General features: G+C 38.3%; 19 protein-coding genes and 4 tRNA genes. 1 reads left to right on the top strand and 22 read right to left on the bottom strand.

What is annotated here, in order from left to right; translation table 11 throughout:
* Positions 1-141 precede the first annotated feature (141 nt).
* Entirely contained in the window at positions 142-1,032 is an 891-nt protein-coding gene (locus tag GN157_RS01315; RefSeq protein WP_157481337.1) for a DUF4145 domain-containing protein, read from the top strand.
* A 60-nt stretch (positions 1,033-1,092) separates the two neighbouring features.
* Here GN157_RS01315 and GN157_RS01320 read toward each other — a convergent pair whose 3' ends face one another.
* The 22 genes from GN157_RS01320 to GN157_RS01425 form a co-directional block, all read right to left on the bottom strand.
* Positions 1,093-1,404, bottom strand: a complete 312-nt coding sequence (locus GN157_RS01320; RefSeq protein WP_035135501.1) for a DUF3467 domain-containing protein — start codon at positions 1,402-1,404, stop codon at positions 1,093-1,095.
* A gap of 6 nt (positions 1,405-1,410) precedes the next feature.
* On the bottom strand, positions 1,411-5,709 hold the full coding sequence (gene rpoC / locus GN157_RS01325; RefSeq protein ID WP_157481338.1) for a DNA-directed RNA polymerase subunit beta': 4,299 nt from the start codon (positions 5,707-5,709) through the stop codon (positions 1,411-1,413).
* A 72-nt stretch (positions 5,710-5,781) separates the two neighbouring features.
* Positions 5,782-9,594 (bottom strand): DNA-directed RNA polymerase subunit beta, encoded by a 3,813-nt coding sequence (gene rpoB, locus GN157_RS01330; RefSeq protein ID WP_157481339.1) that lies wholly within the window; start codon positions 9,592-9,594, stop codon positions 5,782-5,784.
* Between the two features lie 131 nt (positions 9,595-9,725).
* Positions 9,726-10,100, bottom strand: coding sequence for a 50S ribosomal protein L7/L12 (gene rplL / locus GN157_RS01335; RefSeq protein ID WP_157481340.1), 375 nt, complete (start codon positions 10,098-10,100; stop codon positions 9,726-9,728).
* 63 nt (positions 10,101-10,163) lie between these two features.
* Positions 10,164-10,685: a 50S ribosomal protein L10 gene (gene rplJ / locus GN157_RS01340; protein ID WP_035135495.1), complete on the bottom strand. Its 522-nt coding sequence runs from the start codon at positions 10,683-10,685 to the stop codon at positions 10,164-10,166.
* 22 nt (positions 10,686-10,707) lie between these two features.
* Positions 10,708-11,397: a 50S ribosomal protein L1 gene (gene rplA / locus GN157_RS01345; RefSeq protein WP_035135493.1), complete on the bottom strand. Its 690-nt coding sequence runs from the start codon at positions 11,395-11,397 to the stop codon at positions 10,708-10,710.
* 21 nt (positions 11,398-11,418) lie between these two features.
* Positions 11,419-11,856 carry a 50S ribosomal protein L11 gene (gene rplK, locus GN157_RS01350; protein WP_035135491.1) on the bottom strand — a complete coding sequence of 146 codons (438 nt, stop codon included), beginning with the start codon at positions 11,854-11,856 and terminating at the stop codon, positions 11,419-11,421.
* 68 nt (positions 11,857-11,924) lie between these two features.
* Positions 11,925-12,476, bottom strand: a complete 552-nt coding sequence (nusG, locus tag GN157_RS01355) for a transcription termination/antitermination protein NusG (RefSeq protein ID WP_035135489.1) — start codon at positions 12,474-12,476, stop codon at positions 11,925-11,927.
* 10 nt (positions 12,477-12,486) lie between these two features.
* Entirely contained in the window at positions 12,487-12,684 is a 198-nt protein-coding gene (gene secE, locus GN157_RS01360; RefSeq protein ID WP_157481341.1) for a preprotein translocase subunit SecE, read from the bottom strand.
* A 16-nt stretch (positions 12,685-12,700) separates the two neighbouring features.
* Positions 12,701-12,771: transfer RNA gene (locus GN157_RS01365), tRNA-Trp, on the bottom strand.
* Between the two features lie 63 nt (positions 12,772-12,834).
* Complete coding sequence (gene tuf / locus GN157_RS01370) at positions 12,835-14,022, bottom strand: elongation factor Tu (RefSeq protein WP_035135485.1); 1,188 nt, start codon at positions 14,020-14,022, stop codon at positions 12,835-12,837.
* Between the two features lie 56 nt (positions 14,023-14,078).
* A tRNA-Thr gene (locus GN157_RS01375) sits at positions 14,079-14,150 on the bottom strand.
* Between the two features lie 32 nt (positions 14,151-14,182).
* A tRNA-Tyr gene (locus tag GN157_RS01380) sits at positions 14,183-14,263 on the bottom strand.
* Between the two features lie 36 nt (positions 14,264-14,299).
* Positions 14,300-14,373 (bottom strand) — tRNA-Thr (locus GN157_RS01385).
* A gap of 91 nt (positions 14,374-14,464) precedes the next feature.
* A complete protein-coding gene (hpf, locus tag GN157_RS01390) occupies positions 14,465-14,767 on the bottom strand; it encodes a ribosome hibernation-promoting factor, HPF/YfiA family (protein ID WP_157481342.1) in 303 nt (100 codons plus the stop codon).
* A gap of 26 nt (positions 14,768-14,793) precedes the next feature.
* Positions 14,794-15,696 (bottom strand): tyrosine-type recombinase/integrase, encoded by a 903-nt coding sequence (locus GN157_RS01395; RefSeq protein WP_157481343.1) that lies wholly within the window; start codon positions 15,694-15,696, stop codon positions 14,794-14,796.
* A gap of 71 nt (positions 15,697-15,767) precedes the next feature.
* Positions 15,768-15,962, bottom strand: a complete 195-nt coding sequence (rpsU, locus tag GN157_RS01400; protein ID WP_035135481.1) for a 30S ribosomal protein S21 — start codon at positions 15,960-15,962, stop codon at positions 15,768-15,770.
* A gap of 74 nt (positions 15,963-16,036) precedes the next feature.
* The gene (locus GN157_RS01405; protein ID WP_157481344.1) at positions 16,037-17,389 is read right to left on the bottom strand and encodes an alpha-amylase; all 1,353 of its coding nucleotides are present in this window, start codon (positions 17,387-17,389) and stop codon (positions 16,037-16,039) included.
* A 162-nt stretch (positions 17,390-17,551) separates the two neighbouring features.
* The gene (locus GN157_RS01410; RefSeq protein WP_157481345.1) at positions 17,552-18,694 is read right to left on the bottom strand and encodes an acyl-CoA dehydrogenase family protein; all 1,143 of its coding nucleotides are present in this window, start codon (positions 18,692-18,694) and stop codon (positions 17,552-17,554) included.
* A gap of 17 nt (positions 18,695-18,711) precedes the next feature.
* A complete protein-coding gene (locus GN157_RS01415; protein WP_157481346.1) occupies positions 18,712-19,596 on the bottom strand; it encodes a ComEA family DNA-binding protein in 885 nt (294 codons plus the stop codon).
* Positions 19,597-19,623: 27 nt separating this feature from the next.
* Positions 19,624-19,851 (bottom strand): hypothetical protein, encoded by a 228-nt coding sequence (locus tag GN157_RS01420; RefSeq protein WP_035135473.1) that lies wholly within the window; start codon positions 19,849-19,851, stop codon positions 19,624-19,626.
* Between the two features lie 30 nt (positions 19,852-19,881).
* A complete protein-coding gene (locus GN157_RS01425; protein WP_157481347.1) occupies positions 19,882-21,150 on the bottom strand; it encodes a DUF2851 family protein in 1,269 nt (422 codons plus the stop codon).
* Positions 21,151-21,171 lie beyond the last annotated feature (21 nt).

The following is a 21,171-nucleotide window of genomic DNA, read 5'->3' on the forward strand; positions in this document are numbered from 1 at the left end:
AAGTAAATAGGGATTAATTGATGAACCTCAAAGTTAAGGAAATTTATGGCATGCTAAAAGCCATTTATTTTGTAAACTTGTTTATCCAAAAAATACAATAAAGCACTATAAAGCAACACAATATCTTAAAATTCTTAAATTATGGATAAAAAATATTTTTGTAGAAACTGTAAAGGATTACGAAATCACAAAGAAATGTTTTCAAAAAAAACACGTGGAGAAGATGATATTGACTATTTTATGTGGATTGAAGACTATTTCGTCATTGAATGTCTTGGATGCGAAACAATATCCTTCTTAAGAATATATGGAGATACAGACATGTCATATTATGATGACGAGGGCAAACATCAATATTATTTTAATGAATATATTTATCCTGAATATATTGAAAAAGGAAATGAAATAGAAAGAATAGGCTATTTACCTAAAAAAATAAAATTAATATATGAGGAAACAATTGATGCATTAAAAAGTAATTCTTATATACTTACCGCGGGTGGATTAAGAGCAATTATTGAAGCTATATGTAATCACCTTAAAATTAAGAAAGGTAATTTAGAGGAGAGAATTGATTCCCTTCATAGTAAAAGTCATTTGACATTAAGTGAATCAAAAAGACTTCATTCTATAAGATTTTTAGGAAATGATGCCTTACATGAAATGGAAATCCCTAAAAAAGAACAATTATACATACTATTAGAAATAGTCAACCACTTACTTTTAAATTTATTCATAAATGACAAATTAATACAAGGAAAAGTTGACACCGTCATTGACAACTACGATGAATTTATAAGGCTCCTAAATAATAAAATTAAAAAGGAAATGCTAGAAAAGCATTACACTTTGAACCAACTACTAGGAAACTCAAAGAGACTAATAGCTAAAAAAAACTTTTCTATATTTGAGAAGAAGTTAATCGAAGAAATTGAAAATGGTGAAATTGACTACTTAAGCATTACCTCCAAGAATACAGAAACATTCTACAAAATAGAAAAAGAACCAGAACTATCATTACATTGGTTTTAATCACTGAAATATTTAAAAAAATAAAAAAGCCCACTCAAATGAGTGGGCTTTTATTTTATATTAAGCCTGACCTGCAGGCCCGAAATTTAATGGAATTGGTGGTTGTTCTGATTCCTTAATCTCACCATGAGCGGCTTCAAAACGATGAATATTCTCACCAAGTACCTTTAGCAGCCTTTTGGCATGCTGAGGTGTTAATACAATACGTGATTTAACTTTAGCTTTTGGCACTGCCGGCATTATGCTTACAAAATCCACTACAAACTCGGAAGCCGAGTGGTTTATAATTGCCAGGTTAGAATAGATGCCTTCGGCTGTTTTTTCATCCAGTTCAATGTTAATTTGACCCGGTTGCTGTTTTTGATCACTCATTTTGTATTAGTAATTAAATTCCTCTTTAGGAGTTAATAATTCATTATACTCTTCTTTAGAACCTACGATAATGTTGTCGTAATCCCTCATACCTGTACCAGCAGGTATTCTGTGTCCTACAATAACGTTCTCTTTAAGTCCTTCAAGTCCGTCTACTTTACCAGCTACAGCTGCTTCGTTAAGTACTTTAGTTGTTTCCTGGAACGATGCTGCCGAGATGAACGATTTAGTTTGTAGCGATGCTCTTGTAATACCCTGTAGTATTGGAGTAGCCGTTGCCGGAACAACGTCTCTTGCCACAACAAGGTTTTTATCACCACGCTTAAGGATTGAGTTCTCATCCCTTAACTGACGCGGAGTAATAATCTGACCTGGTTTAAGAGTATCAGAATCACCTGCATCTTCTACAACTTTCATTCCGTACAGCTTATCATTCTCCTCGATAAAGTCGCTAGTGTGAGCTAACTGATCTTCAAGGAATAATGTATCTCCCGGATCTTCAATCTTAACTTTACGCATCATCTGGCGGATAACAACCTCAAAGTGCTTATCGTTGATTTTTACACCCTGTAGTCGGTAAACTTCCTGAATCTCGTTTACAAGATACTGCTGTACTGCAGATGGTCCCTGTATTCTAAGGATATCATCCGGAGTAATAGCACCGTCTGAAAGTGGCAGACCCGCTTTCACGTAGTCATTCTCCTGAACAAGAATCTGGTTAGAAAGCTTCACAAGATATTTCTTGATTTCACCAAACTTAGACTCAACTATAATCTCACGGTTACCTCTCTTAATTTTACCGAATGACACAACACCGTCGATTTCAGAAACCACAGCCGGGTTAGAAGGGTTACGTGCTTCAAGAAGCTCTGTAATCCTTGGTAAACCACCCGTAATATCACCCGCCTTAGAAGAACGTCTAGGAATCTTAACAAGTACTTTACCTGCCTTGATTTTCTCTCCGTTATCTACCATAAGGTGAGAACCTACCGGTAAGTTGTAAGAACGGATTAACTCTCCGTCATTACCGTAAATTAATAAGGTTGGGATTAATTTCTTATTCCTTGCCTCAGAGATTACTTTTTCCTGGAATCCTGTTTGCTCATCGATTTCAACAATAAACGTTTGTCCCTGTTCGATATCTTCGTAAGCAATTTTACCGGTAAATTCAGAAATAATTACACCGTTATAAGGGTCCCATTTACATATTACAGTTCCTTCTGCTACAACGTCTCCGTTTTTCACATAGATGCTGGAACCGTAAGGTATGTTATGTGTATTTAATACAATTCCTGTAGTTTCGTCAACAAGTTTTAACTCAGTAGAACGTGATACCACGATATCCACTTCGTTACCTTCGTTGTCTTCACCTTTAACTGTTTTAAGATCTTCGATATCAAGCTTACCGCGGAATTTAGTGATGATACTAGACTCCTCAGAAATGTTACCTGCTGTACCACCCACGTGGAACGTACGTAGTGTAAGCTGTGTACCAGGCTCACCAATTGACTGTGCTGCAATAACACCTACTGCCTCACCTTTTTGTGTCATTTTGGCTGTTGCTAGGTTACGACCGTAACATTTAGCACAAATACCTTTTTTAGCCTCACATGTTAGTGGAGAACGTACTTCAACGCTCTCTACCGGAGAAGCATTAATAGCTCTAACTTCAGCCTCTGTGATTTGCTCACCTGCGTGAACAAGAACCTCAGAAGTAAGCGGATTAACAACATCCTGTAGTGCTACACGACCTAATATTCTTTCACCAAGAGATTCTACAATCTCTTCGTTTTTCTTAAGTGCTGTTACTTCAATACCTCTTAATGTACCACAGTCAACAGAGTTTACAATAACGTCTTGAGAAACGTCATGTAGCCTCCTTGTAAGGTAACCCGCATCGGCCGTTTTAAGAGCCGTATCCGCAAGACCTTTACGAGCACCGTGAGTAGAGATAAAGTACTCAAGGATTGATAGACCTTCTTTAAAGTTAGATAAGATAGGGTTTTCAATAATCTCACCACCACCGGCAGTAGATTTCTTAGGCTTAGCCATAAGACCACGCATACCTGTAAGCTGACGAATCTGTTCCTTAGAACCCCTCGCCCCAGAGTCAAGCATCATGTACACCGAGTTGAATCCTTGCTGATCCTCTCTAATGTTCTTCATTGCAAGCTCAGTAAGAAGCGCGTTGGTAGAAGTCCAAACGTCAATTACCTGGTTGTAACGCTCATTGTTAGTGATAAGACCCATGTTATAGTTCATGGTAATTCCATCAACCTGCTCGTTTGCATCGCTAATAAGTTCTTGCTTTCTTGCAGGGATAATAATATCACCTAAGCTGAAAGAAAGACCACCTCTAAATGCGAAACGGTAACCCATGTCTTTAATATTATCAAGGAAGGCAGCCGTTGTAGGTACATCAGTAGCATTTAAAATCTTACCGATAATATCCCTTAACGATTTTTTAGTCAATACCTCATTGATATATCCAGCCTGCTCTGGTACTACTTCATTAAATAATACCCTACCTGCTGTAGTTTTGATAACCTGATAAACAAGTTCTCCTTTATCATTAAAGTCTTTAGTTCTAACCCTAACAGATGCATTAAGCTCTACTCTACCCTCATTTAAAGCAATATTTACTTCTTCTGCAGAATAGAAAGTAAGACCTTCACCTAAAATTTTGTGTGTCTCTGTAGACAAACGCTCTTTGGTCATATAGTAAAGACCAAGAACCATGTCCTGAGATGGTACAGTAATAGGTGCACCGTTAGCAGGGTTAAGAATGTTGTGTGAAGCAAGCATTAAAAGCTGTGCCTCAAGTATAGCCTCTGGCCCTAGAGGTAAGTGAACCGCCATCTGGTCACCATCAAAGTCGGCGTTAAATGCCGTACATACTAATGGGTGTAGCTGGATCGCTTTACCTTCAATAAGTTTAGGCTGGAATGCCTGTATACCTAAACGGTGAAGAGTAGGAGCACGGTTAAGTAGTACCGGGTGACCTTTAATTACATTTTCAAGGATATCCCATACTACTGGCTCTTTCTTATCTATAATCTTCTTAGCCGACTTAACTGTTTTTACAATACCTCTTTCGATAAGCTTACGGATAACGAATGGTTTGTAAAGCTCAGCAGCCATATCTTTTGGTAAACCACACTCAAAAAGTTTCATTTCAGGTCCAACAACGATAACCGAACGTGCAGAATAGTCAACACGTTTACCAAGAAGGTTTTGACGGAAACGTCCCTGCTTACCTTTTAATGAATCAGAAAGTGATTTAAGCGGTCTGTTTGATTCAGTTTTAACAGCAGAAGCTTTTCTTGTATTATCGAATAACGAGTCAACAGATTCCTGAAGCATACGTTTTTCGTTACGAAGAATAACCTCCGGCGCTTTGATTTCCATAAGTCTCTTAAGACGGTTGTTACGTATAATAACCCTTCTGTAAAGGTCATTAAGGTCAGACGTAGCAAAACGTCCACCATCAAGAGGCACTAACGGACGAAGCTCTGGCGGGATAACAGGAATAACTTTAAGAATCATCCACTCTGGGCGGTTTTCCCTGTTAAGGTTCGCCTCACGGAAAGATTCTACAACCTGTAGTCTTTTAAGTGCTTCAGTTTTTCTTTGTTTAGATGTCTCGGTATTAGCACTGTGACGAAGGTTGTATGACAACTGGTCAAGATCAATTCTCGCCAATAAGTCCATAATACACTCAGCCCCCATCTTAGCGATAAACTTGTTAGGGTCTGTGTCATCTAAATATTGGTTTTCCATCGGAAGGGTATCTGCAATGTTCAGGTACTCTTCTTCAGTTAAAAAGTCTAATTCTTTAAGGGATTCCCCATCAGGACCCTTAGCAATACCCGGCTGGATAACCACATACCTTTCATAGTATATGATCATGTCTAATTTCTTAGACGGAAGGCCAAGAAGATAACCAATTTTGTTTGGTAATGAACGGAAGTACCAAATGTGAGCAATAGGCACAACAAGGTTGATGTGTCCTACTCTGTCACGACGTACTTTTTTCTCCGTAACCTCTACACCACAACGGTCACAAACAATCCCTTTATAACGGATTCTTTTGTACTTACCACAAGCACATTCAAAGTCTTTTACAGGACCGAAAATACGCTCACAGAAAAGTCCGTCTCTTTCCGGTTTGTGAGTACGATAGTTAATGGTTTCCGGCTTTAGAACCTCACCTCTTGACTCTGCAAGGATGGACTCCGGAGAAGCAAGACCTATCGATATCTGGTTAAATCTTTTAACGGTATTTTTATCTTTTAATCTCGTCATGATATGAATCTATCAATTATATTAAAAACGCTGTAAAGGGAATGGCGCTAAAAGCACCATTCCCGTGGAAATTTATTCTTCTAATCTGATGTCTAGTCCAAGACCTTTAAGCTCGTGCATCAATACATTGAATGATTCCGGTAGCCCTGGTTCCGGCATGGTTTCACCCTTAACGATAGATTCGTAAGTTTTAGCCCTACCTATAACGTCATCTGATTTAACTGTCAGGATCTCTCTCAGTGTGCTTGAAGCACCGTATGCCTCAAGTGCCCAAACCTCCATCTCTCCAAAACGCTGACCACCAAACTGTGCTTTACCTCCAAGAGGCTGCTGCGTGATAAGCGAGTAAGGACCAATAGAACGTGCGTGCATCTTATCATCTACCATGTGACCCAGCTTAAGCATATAAATTACACCTACTGTAGCCGGCTGGTGGAAACGCTCTCCTGTACCTCCGTCATATAAGTACGTATGACCAAATCTTGGTACACCTGCCTCATCAGTAAGCGCGTTGATCTCATCAAGAGAAGCACCGTCAAAAATTGGCGTTGCAAATTTCTTGCCTAAGTTCATACCTGCCCATCCAAGTACAGTTTCGTAGATCTGACCAATGTTCATACGCGATGGTACCCCTAGTGGGTTAAGAACGATATCTACCGGAGTTCCGTCTTCAAGGAATGGCATATCCTCGTGGCGTACTATTTTAGCAACAATACCTTTGTTACCGTGACGACCTGCCATTTTATCACCCACTTTAAGTTTACGTTTCTTAGCGATGTAAACCTTAGCAAGTTTTAATATTCCTGACGGAAGCTCATCTCCTACAGTGATAGTGAATTTCTCTCTTCTTAATGCACCCTGAAGGTCGTTCAGCTTAATTTTATAGTTGTGGATAAGGTCGTTAACCATTGCATTGGTTTCGTCATCCGTAGTCCACTGTCCTTTTGTTAAGTGAGCGAAATCTTCAACAGCATAAAGCATTTTCTGAGTGTATTTTTTACCTTTTGGTAAAATTTCCTCACCCAGATCATTCATTACTCCCTGAGAAGTTTTTCCGTTAACGATATTAAATAACTTATCAATAAGTCTGTCTTTAAGCTCAGTGAACTTAACTTCAAACTCCATTTCAAGTTTAGTTAAATCGTCTTTATCTTTTGTACGTTTGCGTTTATCTTTTACGGCTCTTGCAAATAATTTTTTGTCAAGAACAACACCATGTAATGATGGAGAAGCTTTTAACGAAGCATCCTTAACATCACCTGCTTTATCTCCAAAGATTGCTCTAAGTAGTTTTTCTTCAGGTGTAGGGTCTGACTCTCCTTTTGGAGTAATCTTACCGATAAGGATATCACCAGGTTTAACTTCTGCACCAATCCTGATCATACCGTTTTCATCAAGATCTTTAGTAGCCTCTTCACTTACGTTAGGAATATCGTTAGTTAACTCTTCGTTACCTAATTTAGTATCCCTTACCTCTAATGAATAATCGTCTACGTGGATCGATGTAAAGATATCATCACGAACAACTTTTTCAGAAATTACAATCGCATCCTCAAAGTTATACCCTTTCCAAGGCATGAACGCTACTTTAAGGTTTCTACCTAAAGCAAGCTCACCATTTTGAGTTGCATAACCTTCACAAAGCACCTGTCCTTTAGCAACCCTGTCACCTTTTCTAACGATAGGTTTAAGGTTTATACTTGTACTCTGGTTAGTTTTTCTGAACTTAATTAATTTGTATGTTTTCTCATCCGTATCAAAGCTTACACTTCTCTCACGGTCTGTACGGTCATACTTAATAGTAATCTCGTTAGCATCTACATACTCAACAGTACCATTGCCTTCGGCATTAATAAGTACTCTTGAATCTGAAGCTACCTGACGCTCTAAACCAGTACCCACGATAGGAGATTCAGGACGTAACAATGGTACGGCCTGGCGCATCATGTTTGATCCCATCAGTGCACGGTTCGCATCATCGTGCTCAAGGAAAGGAATCAACGAAGCTGAGATAGAAGCAATCTGGTTAGGAGCAACATCTGTATAATGTACAACGTTTGGCTCAACAACCGGGAAGTCACCTTCCTCACGGGCAATTACTTTCTCTGCAGTAATAGTACCGTTATCGTTCATCTCAATATTTGCCTGAGCAATCAGTTTACCTTCTTCCTCTTCTGCACTTAGGTAAATAGGTTCGGAAACAATATCAACTTTACCGTCTTCAACTTTACGGTAAGGAGTTTCGATAAAGCCCATTCCGTTTACCTTAGCATAAACACCAAGAGAAGAGATCAAACCAATGTTTGGACCCTCTGGTGTTTCAATAGGACATAAACGTCCGTAATGCGTATAGTGAACGTCTCGCACCTCGAAACCTGCTCTCTCTCTCGAAAGACCACCAGGTCCTAATGCAGACAATCTTCTTTTGTGCGTAATCTCAGCAAGTGGATTGGTTTGATCCATGAACTGAGAAAGCTGGTTTGTACCAAAGAAAGAGTTGATAACTGACGACAATGTTTTAGCATTGATAAGGTCAATTGGTGTAAACACCTCGTTATCCCTAACGTTCATACGCTCTCTAATGGTTCTCGCCATACGAGCCAAACCTACGCCAAACTGAGCTGAAAGCTGTTCACCTACAGTTCTTACACGACGGTTTGATAAGTGATCGATATCATCAATCTCTGCTTTAGAGTTGATAAGCTCGATTAAATACTTAACAATAGTAATGATATCCTCTTTGGTAAGCACCTGCTTATCCATAGGGATGTCAAGACTAAGTTTTTTGTTCATTCTGTAACGACCTACCTCACCTAAGTTGTAACGTTGATCAGAGAAGAACAATTTATCTATGATGCCACGAGCAGTCTCTTCATCCGGCGGTTCTGCATTACGCAGCTGACGGTAGATGTGCTCTACAGCTTCTTTTTCTGAGTTTGTTGGGTCTTTTTGTAAAGTATTGTGGATAATAGCATAATCTGCCTGATTATTATCCTCTTTATGAAGCAGAATTGTTTTTACATTAGAATCGATAATCTCCTCAACATTATCCTTATCAATGATAGTATCCCTGTCTAATATAATTTCATTACGCTCGATAGAAACAACTTCACCTGTATCTTCATCCACGAAATCTTCGTGCCATGTATTAAGAACACGTGCAGCAAGTCTTCTGCCTATATACTTTTTAAGACCGGTTTTAGAAACCTTAACCTCTTCTGCAAGGTCAAATATCTCTAGGATATCTTTATCCCTTTCAAAACCTATTGCCCTAAATAATGTTGTAACCGGTAATTTTTTCTTTCTGTCAATGTACGCATACATCACATTATTAATATCGGTTGCAAACTCTATCCAAGAACCTTTAAAAGGAATTACCCTGGCCGAATATAATTTTGTTCCGTTAGCGTGGAACGACTGACCGAAGAAAACACCCGGAGACCTGTGTAACTGAGATACAACCACACGTTCTGCACCGTTGATAACAAAAGTACCGCTAGGAGTCATGTATGGTATAGTACCTAAATACACGTCCTGTACAATTGTTTCAAAATCCTCATGTTCTGGGTCTGTACAATATAACTTAAGCCTTGCTTTTAACGGCACGCTGTAAGTTAAACCCCTATCAATACACTCTTCAATTGTATACCTTGGCGGATCAACAAAGTAATCAAGGAACTCCAGTACAAACTGATTTCTGGTATCAGTAATCGGAAAGTTTTCCATGAAGGTGTTGTAAAGACCTTCGTTGCCTCTTTCGTCAGATTTGGTTTCCAGTTGAAAGAAATCCTTGAAAGACTTCACCTGGATATCTAGAAAATCCGGATATGCAGGAATGTTTTTCGTAGAGGCAAAATTTAATCTCTCAGTCTGATTTGTTATCATCAATGGACAAAATTTTGATTAAAAAAGTTTTATAAGAAAACGTATAAATGTTAATTATACGAAAAATGGTTTAGGCCTTTGAGAGTCTTTCTCAAGGCCTAAACCTGGGTTTTTTAAACCGAAGAGTATGCTTATTTAAGCTCTACTACTGCACCAGCTTCTTCTAAAGCTTTCTTAAGACCTTCTGCCTCATCTTTAGCAACGCCTTCTTTAACGTTAGCCGGAGCAGAGTCTACCATGTCTTTAGCTTCTTTAAGTCCAAGACCTGTAAGTTCTTTAACAGCTTTAACTACTGCTAATTTAGAAGCACCAGCTTCTTTAAGAACTACAGTGAACTCAGTTTGCTCAGCAGCAGCTTCAGCACCAGGACCAGCTGGACCAGCCATAGCTACAGCAGCAGCTGCAGGCTCGATACCATACTCATCTTTTAATATTGTAGCTAGTTCGTTAACTTCTTTAACTGTTAAGTTAACTAATTGTTCTGCGAATTGTTTTAAATCTGCCATTTTCTATCGTTTTAATAATTTTGAAAAATATATAATTTATTAAGTGCGTACACGCTGTAAATATTATCCTTCTTTCTCAGATAATGTTTTAATAATTCCTGCAAGTTTACCGCCGCTTGATTTAAGAGCAGACACAACATTTTTAGCAGGAGACTGAAGTAACCCGATGATATCACCGATAACTTCTTCTTTAGATTTAAGTGAAGCAAGAGCCTCTAGTTGCTCATCACCAATAAATACTGCTTCATCTATATAAGCTCCTTTTAAAACAGGTTTGTCTGATTTTTTACGGAACTCTTTTATTACTTTAGCAGGAGAATTTCCTATCTCTGCAATCATGATAGACGTATTTCCTTTTAAGATAGTAGGAAGGTCACCATAATTGTTTTCAGAAGTTTCCATCGCTTTCTCAAGCAGGGTGTTCTTAACAACCTCTAGCTTGATACCCGCTTTAAAGCAAGCTCTTCTTAAGTTTGAAGTAGTTTCTGCATCAAGACCTGAAATATCAGCAACGTAGATTACGTTTGTTCCGGCTAATTGTGCAGTTAAATCTTCAATAACTCTTGATTTTTCTTCTCTGGTCATAATAAAACTTTTTAACTACCAATTATACCGCTTTAGGGTCTAAAGCAATAGCAGGACTCATAGTACTAGAGATGTGAATACTCTTGATATATGTACCTTTTGCTGCAGTTGGTTTTAATTTAACTAATGTTTGAATTATTTCGTGAGCGTTTTCAGTGATCTTCTCAGCATCAAAAGATACTTTTCCGATAGCAGCGTGAACGATACCAGTTTTATCAACTTTAAAGTCAATTTTACCAGCTTTCACTTCCTGAACCGCTTTACCTACTTCCATTGTTACAGTACCGGTTTTAGGGTTAGGCATCAAACCTCTTGGACCTAAAATACGACCTAACGGACCTAGCTTACCCATAACGCTTGGCATAGTGATGATAACATCAACATCTGTCCAACCGTCTTTGATTTTCTGAAGATACTCATCTAAACCTACGTAGTCAGCACCAGCAGCTTTAGCCTCTTCTTCTTTATCAGGAGTTACAAGAGCAAGAACTCTTACATCTTTACCTGTACCGTGTGGTAGTGTTACAACTCCTCTTACCATTTGATTCGCTTTTCTTGGATCTACACCCAAACGAACTGCGATATCAACAGACTCATCAAATTTTGCAGAAGAAACTGTTTTGATTAATGCAGATGCATCTTTCAGAGAGTACAGTTTGTTCTTTTCAATTTTTGAAGCAGCCTCTTTTTGCTTTTTTGTTAATTTTGCCATGTCTTTTTTTTCTTAATTAGATTAAAAAGGAGCTGTTCCTGATACTGTTATACCCATAGATCTTGCAGTACCGGCAACCATACTCATTGCGCTCTCGATTGTGAAAGCATTCAGGTCAGGCATCTTATCTTCAGCGATAGCTTTGATTTGATCCCAGGTAACGCTAGCAACCTTTTTACGGTTTGGCTCCCCTGAACCTGATTTGATTTTAGCAGCCTCTAATAACTGAACAGCTGCAGGTGGCGTTTTAACAACAAAGTCAAAAGACTTGTCTTTGTACACAGTAATTTGAACTGGTAACACTTTGCCAGGTTTATCTTGTGTTCTAGCATTAAACTGCTTACAGAACTCCATGATGTTAACCCCAGCAGCCCCCAAAGCAGGTCCAACCGGTGGCGACGGATTCGCAGCACCTCCCTTAACTTGTAGTTTAACTACTTTACTAATTTCTTTAGCCATTTCTTTAAAAGATTTAGCACATCTTCATTGGAAGCGAATGATGTGATTTTATATTAGTGTAACAAAAATTATACTTTTTCAACTTGCATAAAGCTTAACTCTAACGGTGTTTTTCTTCCGAAAATTTTCACCATTACCTCAAGCTTACGCTTATCCTCATTTACTTTTTCAACTGTACCGTTAAACCCGTTAAAAGGACCATCTATAACCTTAACCGTTTCACCAACAGTGTAAGGTATAGCAACATTATCTGTTTTAACAGAAAGCTCATCAACTTTTCCAAGCATCCTGTTAACTTCAGACATACGTAAAGGTACAGCATCTCCGCCTTTAGTTTCACCAAGGAAACCAATAACTCCGGAGATTGATTTTATAACGTGAGGAACTTCTCCGGTAAGGTTAGCTTCAACCATAACGTACCCCGGAAAATAAACTCTGTCTTTGCTAATTTTTTTACCATCTCTAACCTGTACCACTTTTTCTGTAGGCACAAGAACCTGAGAAACATAGTCAGACATCCCTAACCTGCTTATCTCAGTTTCGATGTAGTTTTTAACTTTATTCTCCTGACCGCTTACCGCTCTAACCACATACCATTTTTTGACATTGTTATCAGTCATCGTAATAAAATTAATTTTTTAAGAAACTATAAATATTCGCAATAACAACCTCAAACCCTCTATCAACTCCAAATGTTGCCAAGGCAAATATAATCGAAAAAAGAGCAACAATAATGGTCAGCTTTTGAACTTCTGCCCACTCAGGCCACGTTACATTTGTCTTTAATTCTGCAAATGCCTCTGATACATAATTGGTAACCTTTGCCATATATTTTTAGTTTTTGCACGGGTGGAGGGATTCGAACCCCCATCAACGGTTTTGGAGACCGCTATTCTACCCTTGAACTACACCCGTTTGTTATAAAAGCCGGTGAACAAAAAAGCCACCGGCTTTAATTTATTTATTTAAACTAATAAATTAGTCTAGAATTTCAGTAACCTGACCAGCACCTACTGTTCTACCACCCTCACGGATAGCGAAACGTAAACCTACGCTAAGAGCGATTGGGTTAAGTAATTGTACGTCGATAGTTAAGTTATCACCAGGCATTACCATTTCAACACCAGCTGGTAAGTTAATAGTACCAGTTACGTCAGTTGTACGTACATAGAACTGTGGACGGTAGTTGTTGTGGAATGGAGTGTGACGACCACCTTCTTCTTTCTTAAGGATATAAACCTCAGCCTTGAAGTGAGCGTGTGGCTTAACAGAACCTGGTTTACAGATTACCATACCACGACGGATGTCAGCTTTATCAATACCACGAAGAAGTAGACCTACGTTATCACCAGCCTCACCTCTGTCAAGGATTTTACGGAACATCTCAACACCTGTAATAGTAGAAGTTAATTTATCAGCACCCATACCGATGATTTCTACAGGATCACCTGTGTTAGCAACACCTGTTTCGATACGACCTGTTGCAACAGTACCACGACCTGTAATTGTAAACACGTCTTCAACCGGCATTAGGAATGGCTTCTCGATATCACGTACTGGCTCTTCGATCCACTCATCAACAGCGTTCATAAGCTCCATTACAGTATCTACCCATTTTTGCTCACCGTTAAGCGCACCTAGAGCAGAACCTTTAACTACAGGACCATTATCACCATCATACTGATAGAAAGATAATAGATCACGGATTTCCATTTCAACAAGCTCTAAAAGCTCAGCATCGTCTACCATGTCAACTTTGTTCATGAATACAACGATTCTTGGAACACCAACCTGACGACCTAATAGGATGTGCTCACGAGTTTGTGGCATAGGACCATCAGTCGCAGCAACAACAAGGATAGCACCGTCCATCTGAGCAGCACCAGTTACCATGTTCTTAACGTAGTCAGCGTGACCTGGACAGTCAACGTGAGCGTAGTGACGCTTAGCAGTTGCATATTCTACGTGAGATGTATTAATAGTAATACCCCTTTCTTTTTCTTCAGGAGCATTATCAATCTGATCAAATGATCTTGCTTCAGAAAGACCAGCATCACTTAATACTTTAGTGATAGCTGCAGTCAATGTAGTTTTACCGTGGTCAACGTGTCCAATAGTACCAATATTCAAGTGCGGTTTGGAACGATCAAAAGTTTCCTTTGCCATGATTTAATAATTTAATCTTAGTTATATAATTAGTGTTCAAATATTTACTAATATCGAGCCAATGACGGGATTTGAACCCGTGACCTCTTCCTTACCAAGGAAGCACTCTACCCCTGAGCTACACCGGCTTAACCCTGAAGGCTCGTTACCCTCAATTTAGTGGGGAGAGCAGGATTCGAACCTGCGAAGGTTTCCCAACGGATTTACAGTCCGTCCTCGTTGGCCGCTTGAGTATCTCCCCTAACCTTATTTTCAGTTGCTTTTCAAAAAAACTTTGAGCCGATGGAGGGACTCGAACCCACGACCTGCTGATTACAAATCAGCTGCTCTAGCCAGCTGAGCTACACCGGCAACTTACAATAAAAAAGTCCGCTATTTCTAACGGACTGCAAATGTATAGATTTTTTATTTTAATCAAAACATTTTTGAACTTTTTTTTCAGTTATGAGTGCGCTCTGATTTTTTGCTTCCTCTTTACTAATAAACGCTCCATCGAGTCAGCCGCCAATTCTACAGCCTCTTCAAATGTTTTACACTGCTTTTTAACTATAAATTCATCACCCGGCACATTAATTTTGAGCTCTGCAATTTTATTCACTTTTGCACTCGTATTATCCAGCTTAAAAAACACATCAGAATGAACTACCCTGTCATAATACTTATCAAGCTTATCTAACCTTGCCTGTACATAGCCAATTAGCTTTCTGTCAACATTAAAGTTGACTGCATGAACATTTACTTTCATAAACATAACTTTTAAATAGTTAAACATTATGAATTATTTCGGTTACGGGGATGCGCATCCTTATACACTTTTTTAAGTTCCGATAAACTGCTGTGAGTATATATTTGAGTGGAAGACAAACTTGCGTGACCTAATAATTCTTTTACTGAGTTTAAATCTGCCCCGTTGTTAAGCAAATGAGTCGCAAAAGTATGCCTAAGCACATGCGGACTCTTTTTTACTTTCACAGAGACAACACTAAAGTAACTATTTATTAACCTATAAACAAAAGATTCGCTCACTTTTTGACCCCTCTTATTTAAAATTAACACATCCCTGTCTACAAAGTTTTCAAGCTCACTTCTTTCTGTAAGATATTTAGTAATAAGTTCAGCCGTACAGGGCAATACAGGCAAAATCCTTTCCTTATTACGCTTCCCTAAAACCTTTAAAGTACCCGCATTTTTATCATACGACGAAAGCTTTAAACCAATAAGCTCTGCCCTACGTATGCCGGTAGTATAAAAAAGCTCAATAATAAGTCTATCTCTTACCCCTTCAAAATCATCAGAATACTCCACTTCAGCATACACCTCCTGAAGCTCTTTTTCTGAAAAAGGAACCTGGACTTTTTTTTCGGTTTTGAGTGATTTGTGTTTCTGTAGCGGATTGGCAGTTATCTGCTTTGAACGCAACAGAAATTTGTAGAATGATTTAAGCGAAGATATTTTTCGGTTTACAGAACGATTAGACAACCCCTGCTCTACCAGAAAAACAATCCACCCCCTTATATGCGCATACACTACTTCCTCAAGCACAATACTCCCATCCTCCTGTTTTATAAACTTTTCAAAATCAGAAAGATCATTAGTATAAGCCCGAAGCGTTAAAAGAGAATAATTCTTCTCCTTTAATAAATAATCTGCGTATGCCTGTTTAGAATTAACCATAAAAAAACCGTTAACAGCAAAGTTAATCAACTTTTCTGCTAACGGTTATTATTTTTAGTTCAAAAAAACTACTAGCTCTCTAGAGCGTCTTTTAGTCCCTGAACATAAGCTGCTTTCTGGATTTGAGCTCTTCTTACAACAGAAGGTTTCGTAAATTGCTGACGACTTCTTAGCTGTCTAACAACTCCTGTTTTATCAAATTTTCTCTTATAGCGCTTTAGAGCTCTATCGATATTTTCTCCGTCTTTAATTGGTATAATCAACATATATAACACCTCCTCTCGTTAAGGGTGCAAACTTATAAAATATTTTTTGATTACCAACCAATTAATTTCGATTTTTATTTTACCGACCATACCGTGTATCCATGCGGCGGTGCTTCTACCTTAACCCATGTATCAGCCTGAGTAGTTGGCTCCCATCCTGAATTACCTGTATAATCTTTAATAACGGTATTAGCCCAATTAGTATCTACCCATCGTTCCCGCCATGAATCGCTGTTATTGATATACACTATAAGCCCCGGACTTCCGTTTCTCCTGGCAACATATTCATCATTATCAGCATACAGATATGACGTAGTACCCGACGCCTTATTGTTATGTATCCAGATAAGGTTATTCATTTTATTTTTATCAAGCCATTCCTCATAGTCCCTATAGAACACACAAGGATAACCTTCATGAGTCATTATATATGCATAAGCTAATAGTTTATGGTTATAAATTTCATCGGTATCATGGTTAGCTACAAATGTAACCGCCTTATACGAATTTCGCTTCAATAGCATATCTCCGTTAAGCTGCGTAAGATCGTTCCCCATAAAAGCATCACGCATCCTGTAATAACAGGCAAAGTCAAACGCACTGGCTTCAGCCTGATTAGCCCAGGACTCCAGTGTAGCAGCATTACCATCCCAATACTCTCCCACCGTAAAGCCACCTACAGCGTTTTTAAAATTTTTCACTACCCATGGCTCAAAACCTTTCACATAATCAAAACGCCAGCCATCAAAACCCATTACATTTTTATAATACTTAGCAATGGAGTTAGAGTTATTATAGAGCCAATCCTGAACATACTGCTTATCATGACACAAGTCAGGGAAGCCACCGAAAGCCCCTGCATCAGCCGAATGATAATCGTTAGGATGGAAATCATAGTATGACCTTGTAAACATACCGGACGCAGGCTGAAAATCAGTCCAGGTATTACCCCCCGTAAAAGGATTGTACTGCGACGCCCCACCACTGTTATGATTAACAACTATATCGGCAATTACATCAAGATTGTTAGTATGCGCTGCCGATATGAGCGCCTGTATCTCACTAAGCGAACCGAAGCGGGTCTCTACACTTCCCATTTGGTTATAACTACCAAAATCGAAATAATCAAACGGATCATATCCCATTGAATAACCTCCGTTTTGTGCCTTGGTTGCAGGCGGAAGCCAAATGGCATCAAAACCTGCACTACTCCAGGAAGACACCTTCCCCTGCACAGTATTCCACCATGTTCCTCCGGCAGGCACATCCCAATAGAAAGCCTGCATCATTACTTTACCCCCCGCAGCCTTGGTATTAAACTCGGTCGTCGGGATTTCATTGTTGGTCTGGATGTCTTGCTCAACATCCGCTTCCTCACCACAGCTTACAAAAGCCGCAGCAAGCAATAAAACAGATATGTACTTCATAATTAAAAGGGTTAAGTTTTATTTAATCTAAAAAATTAACCTTAATTTTTTACGAAGTTTTTATTTAAAACACAACTACAACGTTGTAATGTTAATAAATTAAACAAAAAAAGAGCAACCTTATATAAGTTGCTCTTTTTTAATTATTTAAATTATAAATAACTACTCTTTTAGAATGTTACGGGAAATTACAAGTTTCTGAATCTCAGTAGTTCCTTCCCCTATGGTACATAATTTAGAATCCCTGTAGAATTTCTCAACCGGATAATCTTTAGTATAACCATAACCTCCGTGTATCTGTACTGCTTCGTTAGAAACCTTAACACAAACCTCTGAAGAATACATTTTACCCATTGCTCCGGCAAGTGTAACTTTTTGGTTTGTATTTTTAAGATAAGCCGCTTTATGAAGCAACAGCTCGGAAGCTTCGATTTCAGTTGCCATATCGGCAAGTTTGAAAGCAATACCCTGGAAGCTGCTTATTGGCTGACCAAACTGGTAACGCTCTTTAGAATATTTTAAAGCCGCCTCATAAGCTCCTTTAGCAATACCTAATGATAAGGCTCCAATAGAGATTCTTCCGCCATCAAGCACTTTCATAGCCTGAATAAAACCATCTCCAACTTCACCTAGTCTGTTAGCATCCGGTATACGGCAGTTATCAAAAATAAGCTCAGCAGTCTCGCTGGCACGCATACCCAGTTTATCTTCTTTTTTTCCGCTGGTAAAACCTTCCATTCCTTTTTCAAAAACAAAAGCTGTCATACCTCTTGAATCACCTTTTTCTCCGGTACGAACAATTACTACAGCTACATCTCCAGATTTAGCATGCGTAATAAAGTTTTTAGCACCATTTACAATCCAATGGTCACCATCTTTAACAGCCGTAGTATTCATACCACCGGCGTCTGACCCTGTATTGTGTTCAGTAAGACCCCAGGCACCTATAAACTCGGCAGTAGCCAGTTTAGGTAACCATTTCTTTTTTTGCTCTTCGTTACCAAAAGTAAGAATATGGTTTGTACATAATGAGTTATGTGCCGCCACAGATAATCCTATTGAAGGATCTACTTTTGATATTTCTTCTATTACTGTAATATATTCGTGATAACCAAGACCAGATCCTCCGTAAGCTTCAGGTACCAAAACCCCCATATAGCCCATCTCACCAAGCTTCTTAAAAAGATCTACAGGAAAATGTTGTTTTTCGTCCCATTCCATAATATTAGGACGTATGTGCTGCTCTGCAAAATCTTTGATAGAGTCAGCGATCATTTTTTGCGTTTCGTTATATTCAAAATTCATTTTGACTGATTATTTTTTTAGAATTCCAAATATAACGCAATTATTTTTTCTTTTTGAACAGGAAAACCATTTATTTTTAACAAATCCTCAATTTTAACGAATTTTCCCAACATACTCCTGTGAGTAATAATAGCACGAGCCAGATCTTTATCAAAATAAGGAAATCGGGACAGCTGATTCAATGAGGCATTATTTACATTTATCTTTAAGGTTTGAGGTACTTCTATAACCTGAAAATGTTCTTTAAGAAGTATTATAGCCTGCTGTGGAATTTGAGAAAAATCATCCATTTGTTCCATACTCACATAGCCTCCTAATTGTTCTCTTCTCTCTATTATAAGTTTAGAATAATAATCCCCTATACCGTGTATTTTAATTAGCTCTTCTCTGGTAGCCTTATTAATATCGACAATAACTATTTCGTCTTTGTGAGTAACTGTAGGAACAACATGCTGTTCATTATCACTTTGCTTACTAATCGGTTTAACGGGAAACCTGAAATAAGGAGACAGTTTTGCCAACACAGTATCATGAACACCTGTTACATTTTGAAATTCCTGAGCCGAATTTATAAATGCACCGCTCTGCCTGTATTCGTTTAGCTTATTTAATTGTTTGAGGTTAATCCCTAAAACATACGCTTTGTAGTCTGAAATATAATTGGGATTGAAAGGGAATATAGTATCACGTTTTTGAGACTTTTGTGACTGGAGCCTGTCTATTTCCGTTTGATGAGAGAGCCATTCTTTCTCTTCCTGTGAAGTAAATTTATCCCCGGTAAATAAAACCGATGCACATATATAGTAACCTAATTGAACTACCAAAATTAAAAGCAGTAATGCAACAACTCCTTTTTGCTGCTGTTTGGTAAAACGCAAAAAGAAATCGTAAGGCTTTTTCATTCGGTAAAATTTAAAGGAAAGTTTTGTTTACAAATCAAACACCGAACTGCGCTTGGTATAAACAGCATCTTTCAGCCTTAGCCAAAATGCCAGTGTTAGGTACACACCAAACCAAAGTCCAACGGTAAAAAAGGAGATATAAATAAAAAACAGTCTTACATTAGTCACCCTCATACCTAACCTGTCGGAAAGGCGTGCGGAAACATGAAAGCCGTTCCTTTCAAAAAAATGCCTGATGTTTGTTACAAATGACATAGCTTTAGTTTAGATTCCAAATTTACACAATTAACTTTTAATAAGCTCTAGCCCTAAAGCACATTGCATACATTTTTTATGGTCGCAATATTCTTTTTTTAACTGAAGTAACGCCTGACTGTCAAAAGCCGACTCTACAGCTACTTTATAAAACCTGAACTTATCAATTACAGCATTTTTCTCAGGCTTTAAAACAGTTAGTAAATCCAACACTTCATCATCAGTCTCTTTACCTATATAGCGGTTGTATGCAAACTTAAACGGCACTATGGTATTAATGATAAGTAAATCGATAAAAGCAGGCGACAAGGCTTTTCGTTTTTTGGTACTTTCCTTATCAAACTGATAATGCGTTTTCCAATATTCACTTACCTGTAAGGTAAATAAATCGTATATCTCCTGAAGCGTATTAGCCTCTATAAGTTTAGAGAACAGATTTTGATGCAGGTGATACAATTGTGCCAATTGCGACAATCGTATGGTTGGGAAATTATCAGGCCTTAGTTTAAAGAATTGGAGTTCGTCCAGATATACTTCCGGCAACCTGTGTTTGTGTGTAATATAATCGAACCTTGTTTTTAAATCTTTAAAATACACATCCTCCTTATCTCCTTTAAGCAAACCTGCCCTACCCATAAAAAGAGCCTCGAGGTTTTCGGCTTCAAAAGCCTCTTTTCGTATCACAGTAAACGGAATTGATTTTGCAAGTTTATAAAACACCTCACCGTTAGTATTAAGTCCGAAATTTTTTGCCAGAAAACAAAACAACACCGCTTCCCAGTCGTTAGCCGTTTCAGAAGCCAGTTCCAATATAGGTTTTGACTTTCGTTCCAGTCGTTCAAAAAACAACCTGTCTTTCCAGTTAGACATTACAAAACTATTTATTGAAGCCAGTTCCTTTTCGCAATAAATCCATGTTTTAGGAGTAGTAAGCATCCTGTAATTCTCAACAGTTGCTTTATCAGTAAAATCTTTAAGCTGTAAAACAGGAATCTCGGTATTATCTTTCCTGTATACTTCCGTATCATGTTCCCATACTACATGTAGTACCACATTATCGTAAGCCGAATCATTTTCATGATTGTGTATATACCAGTCGGACGACTTTAAATGTATCTCAACATTACCTGCCCATTTTTGATTACCAATAGTAAGCCGGGCATTAAAAAAATCAGGACCGGCCTGTTGCAGGTATTGTCCGGAATTAATAATCTCAATTTTTTCTCCTTTAACAGTTTGCAGGTTTAGTACATCGAACTTTTTAAACTGCCATAGGTAATGCAGGAAGTCTTCTTTCATGAGGGTGTGGTTATATAAACC

Source organism: Flavobacterium rakeshii, assembly GCF_009741375.1.
Lineage (GTDB): Bacteria > Bacteroidota > Bacteroidia > Flavobacteriales > Flavobacteriaceae > Flavobacterium > Flavobacterium rakeshii.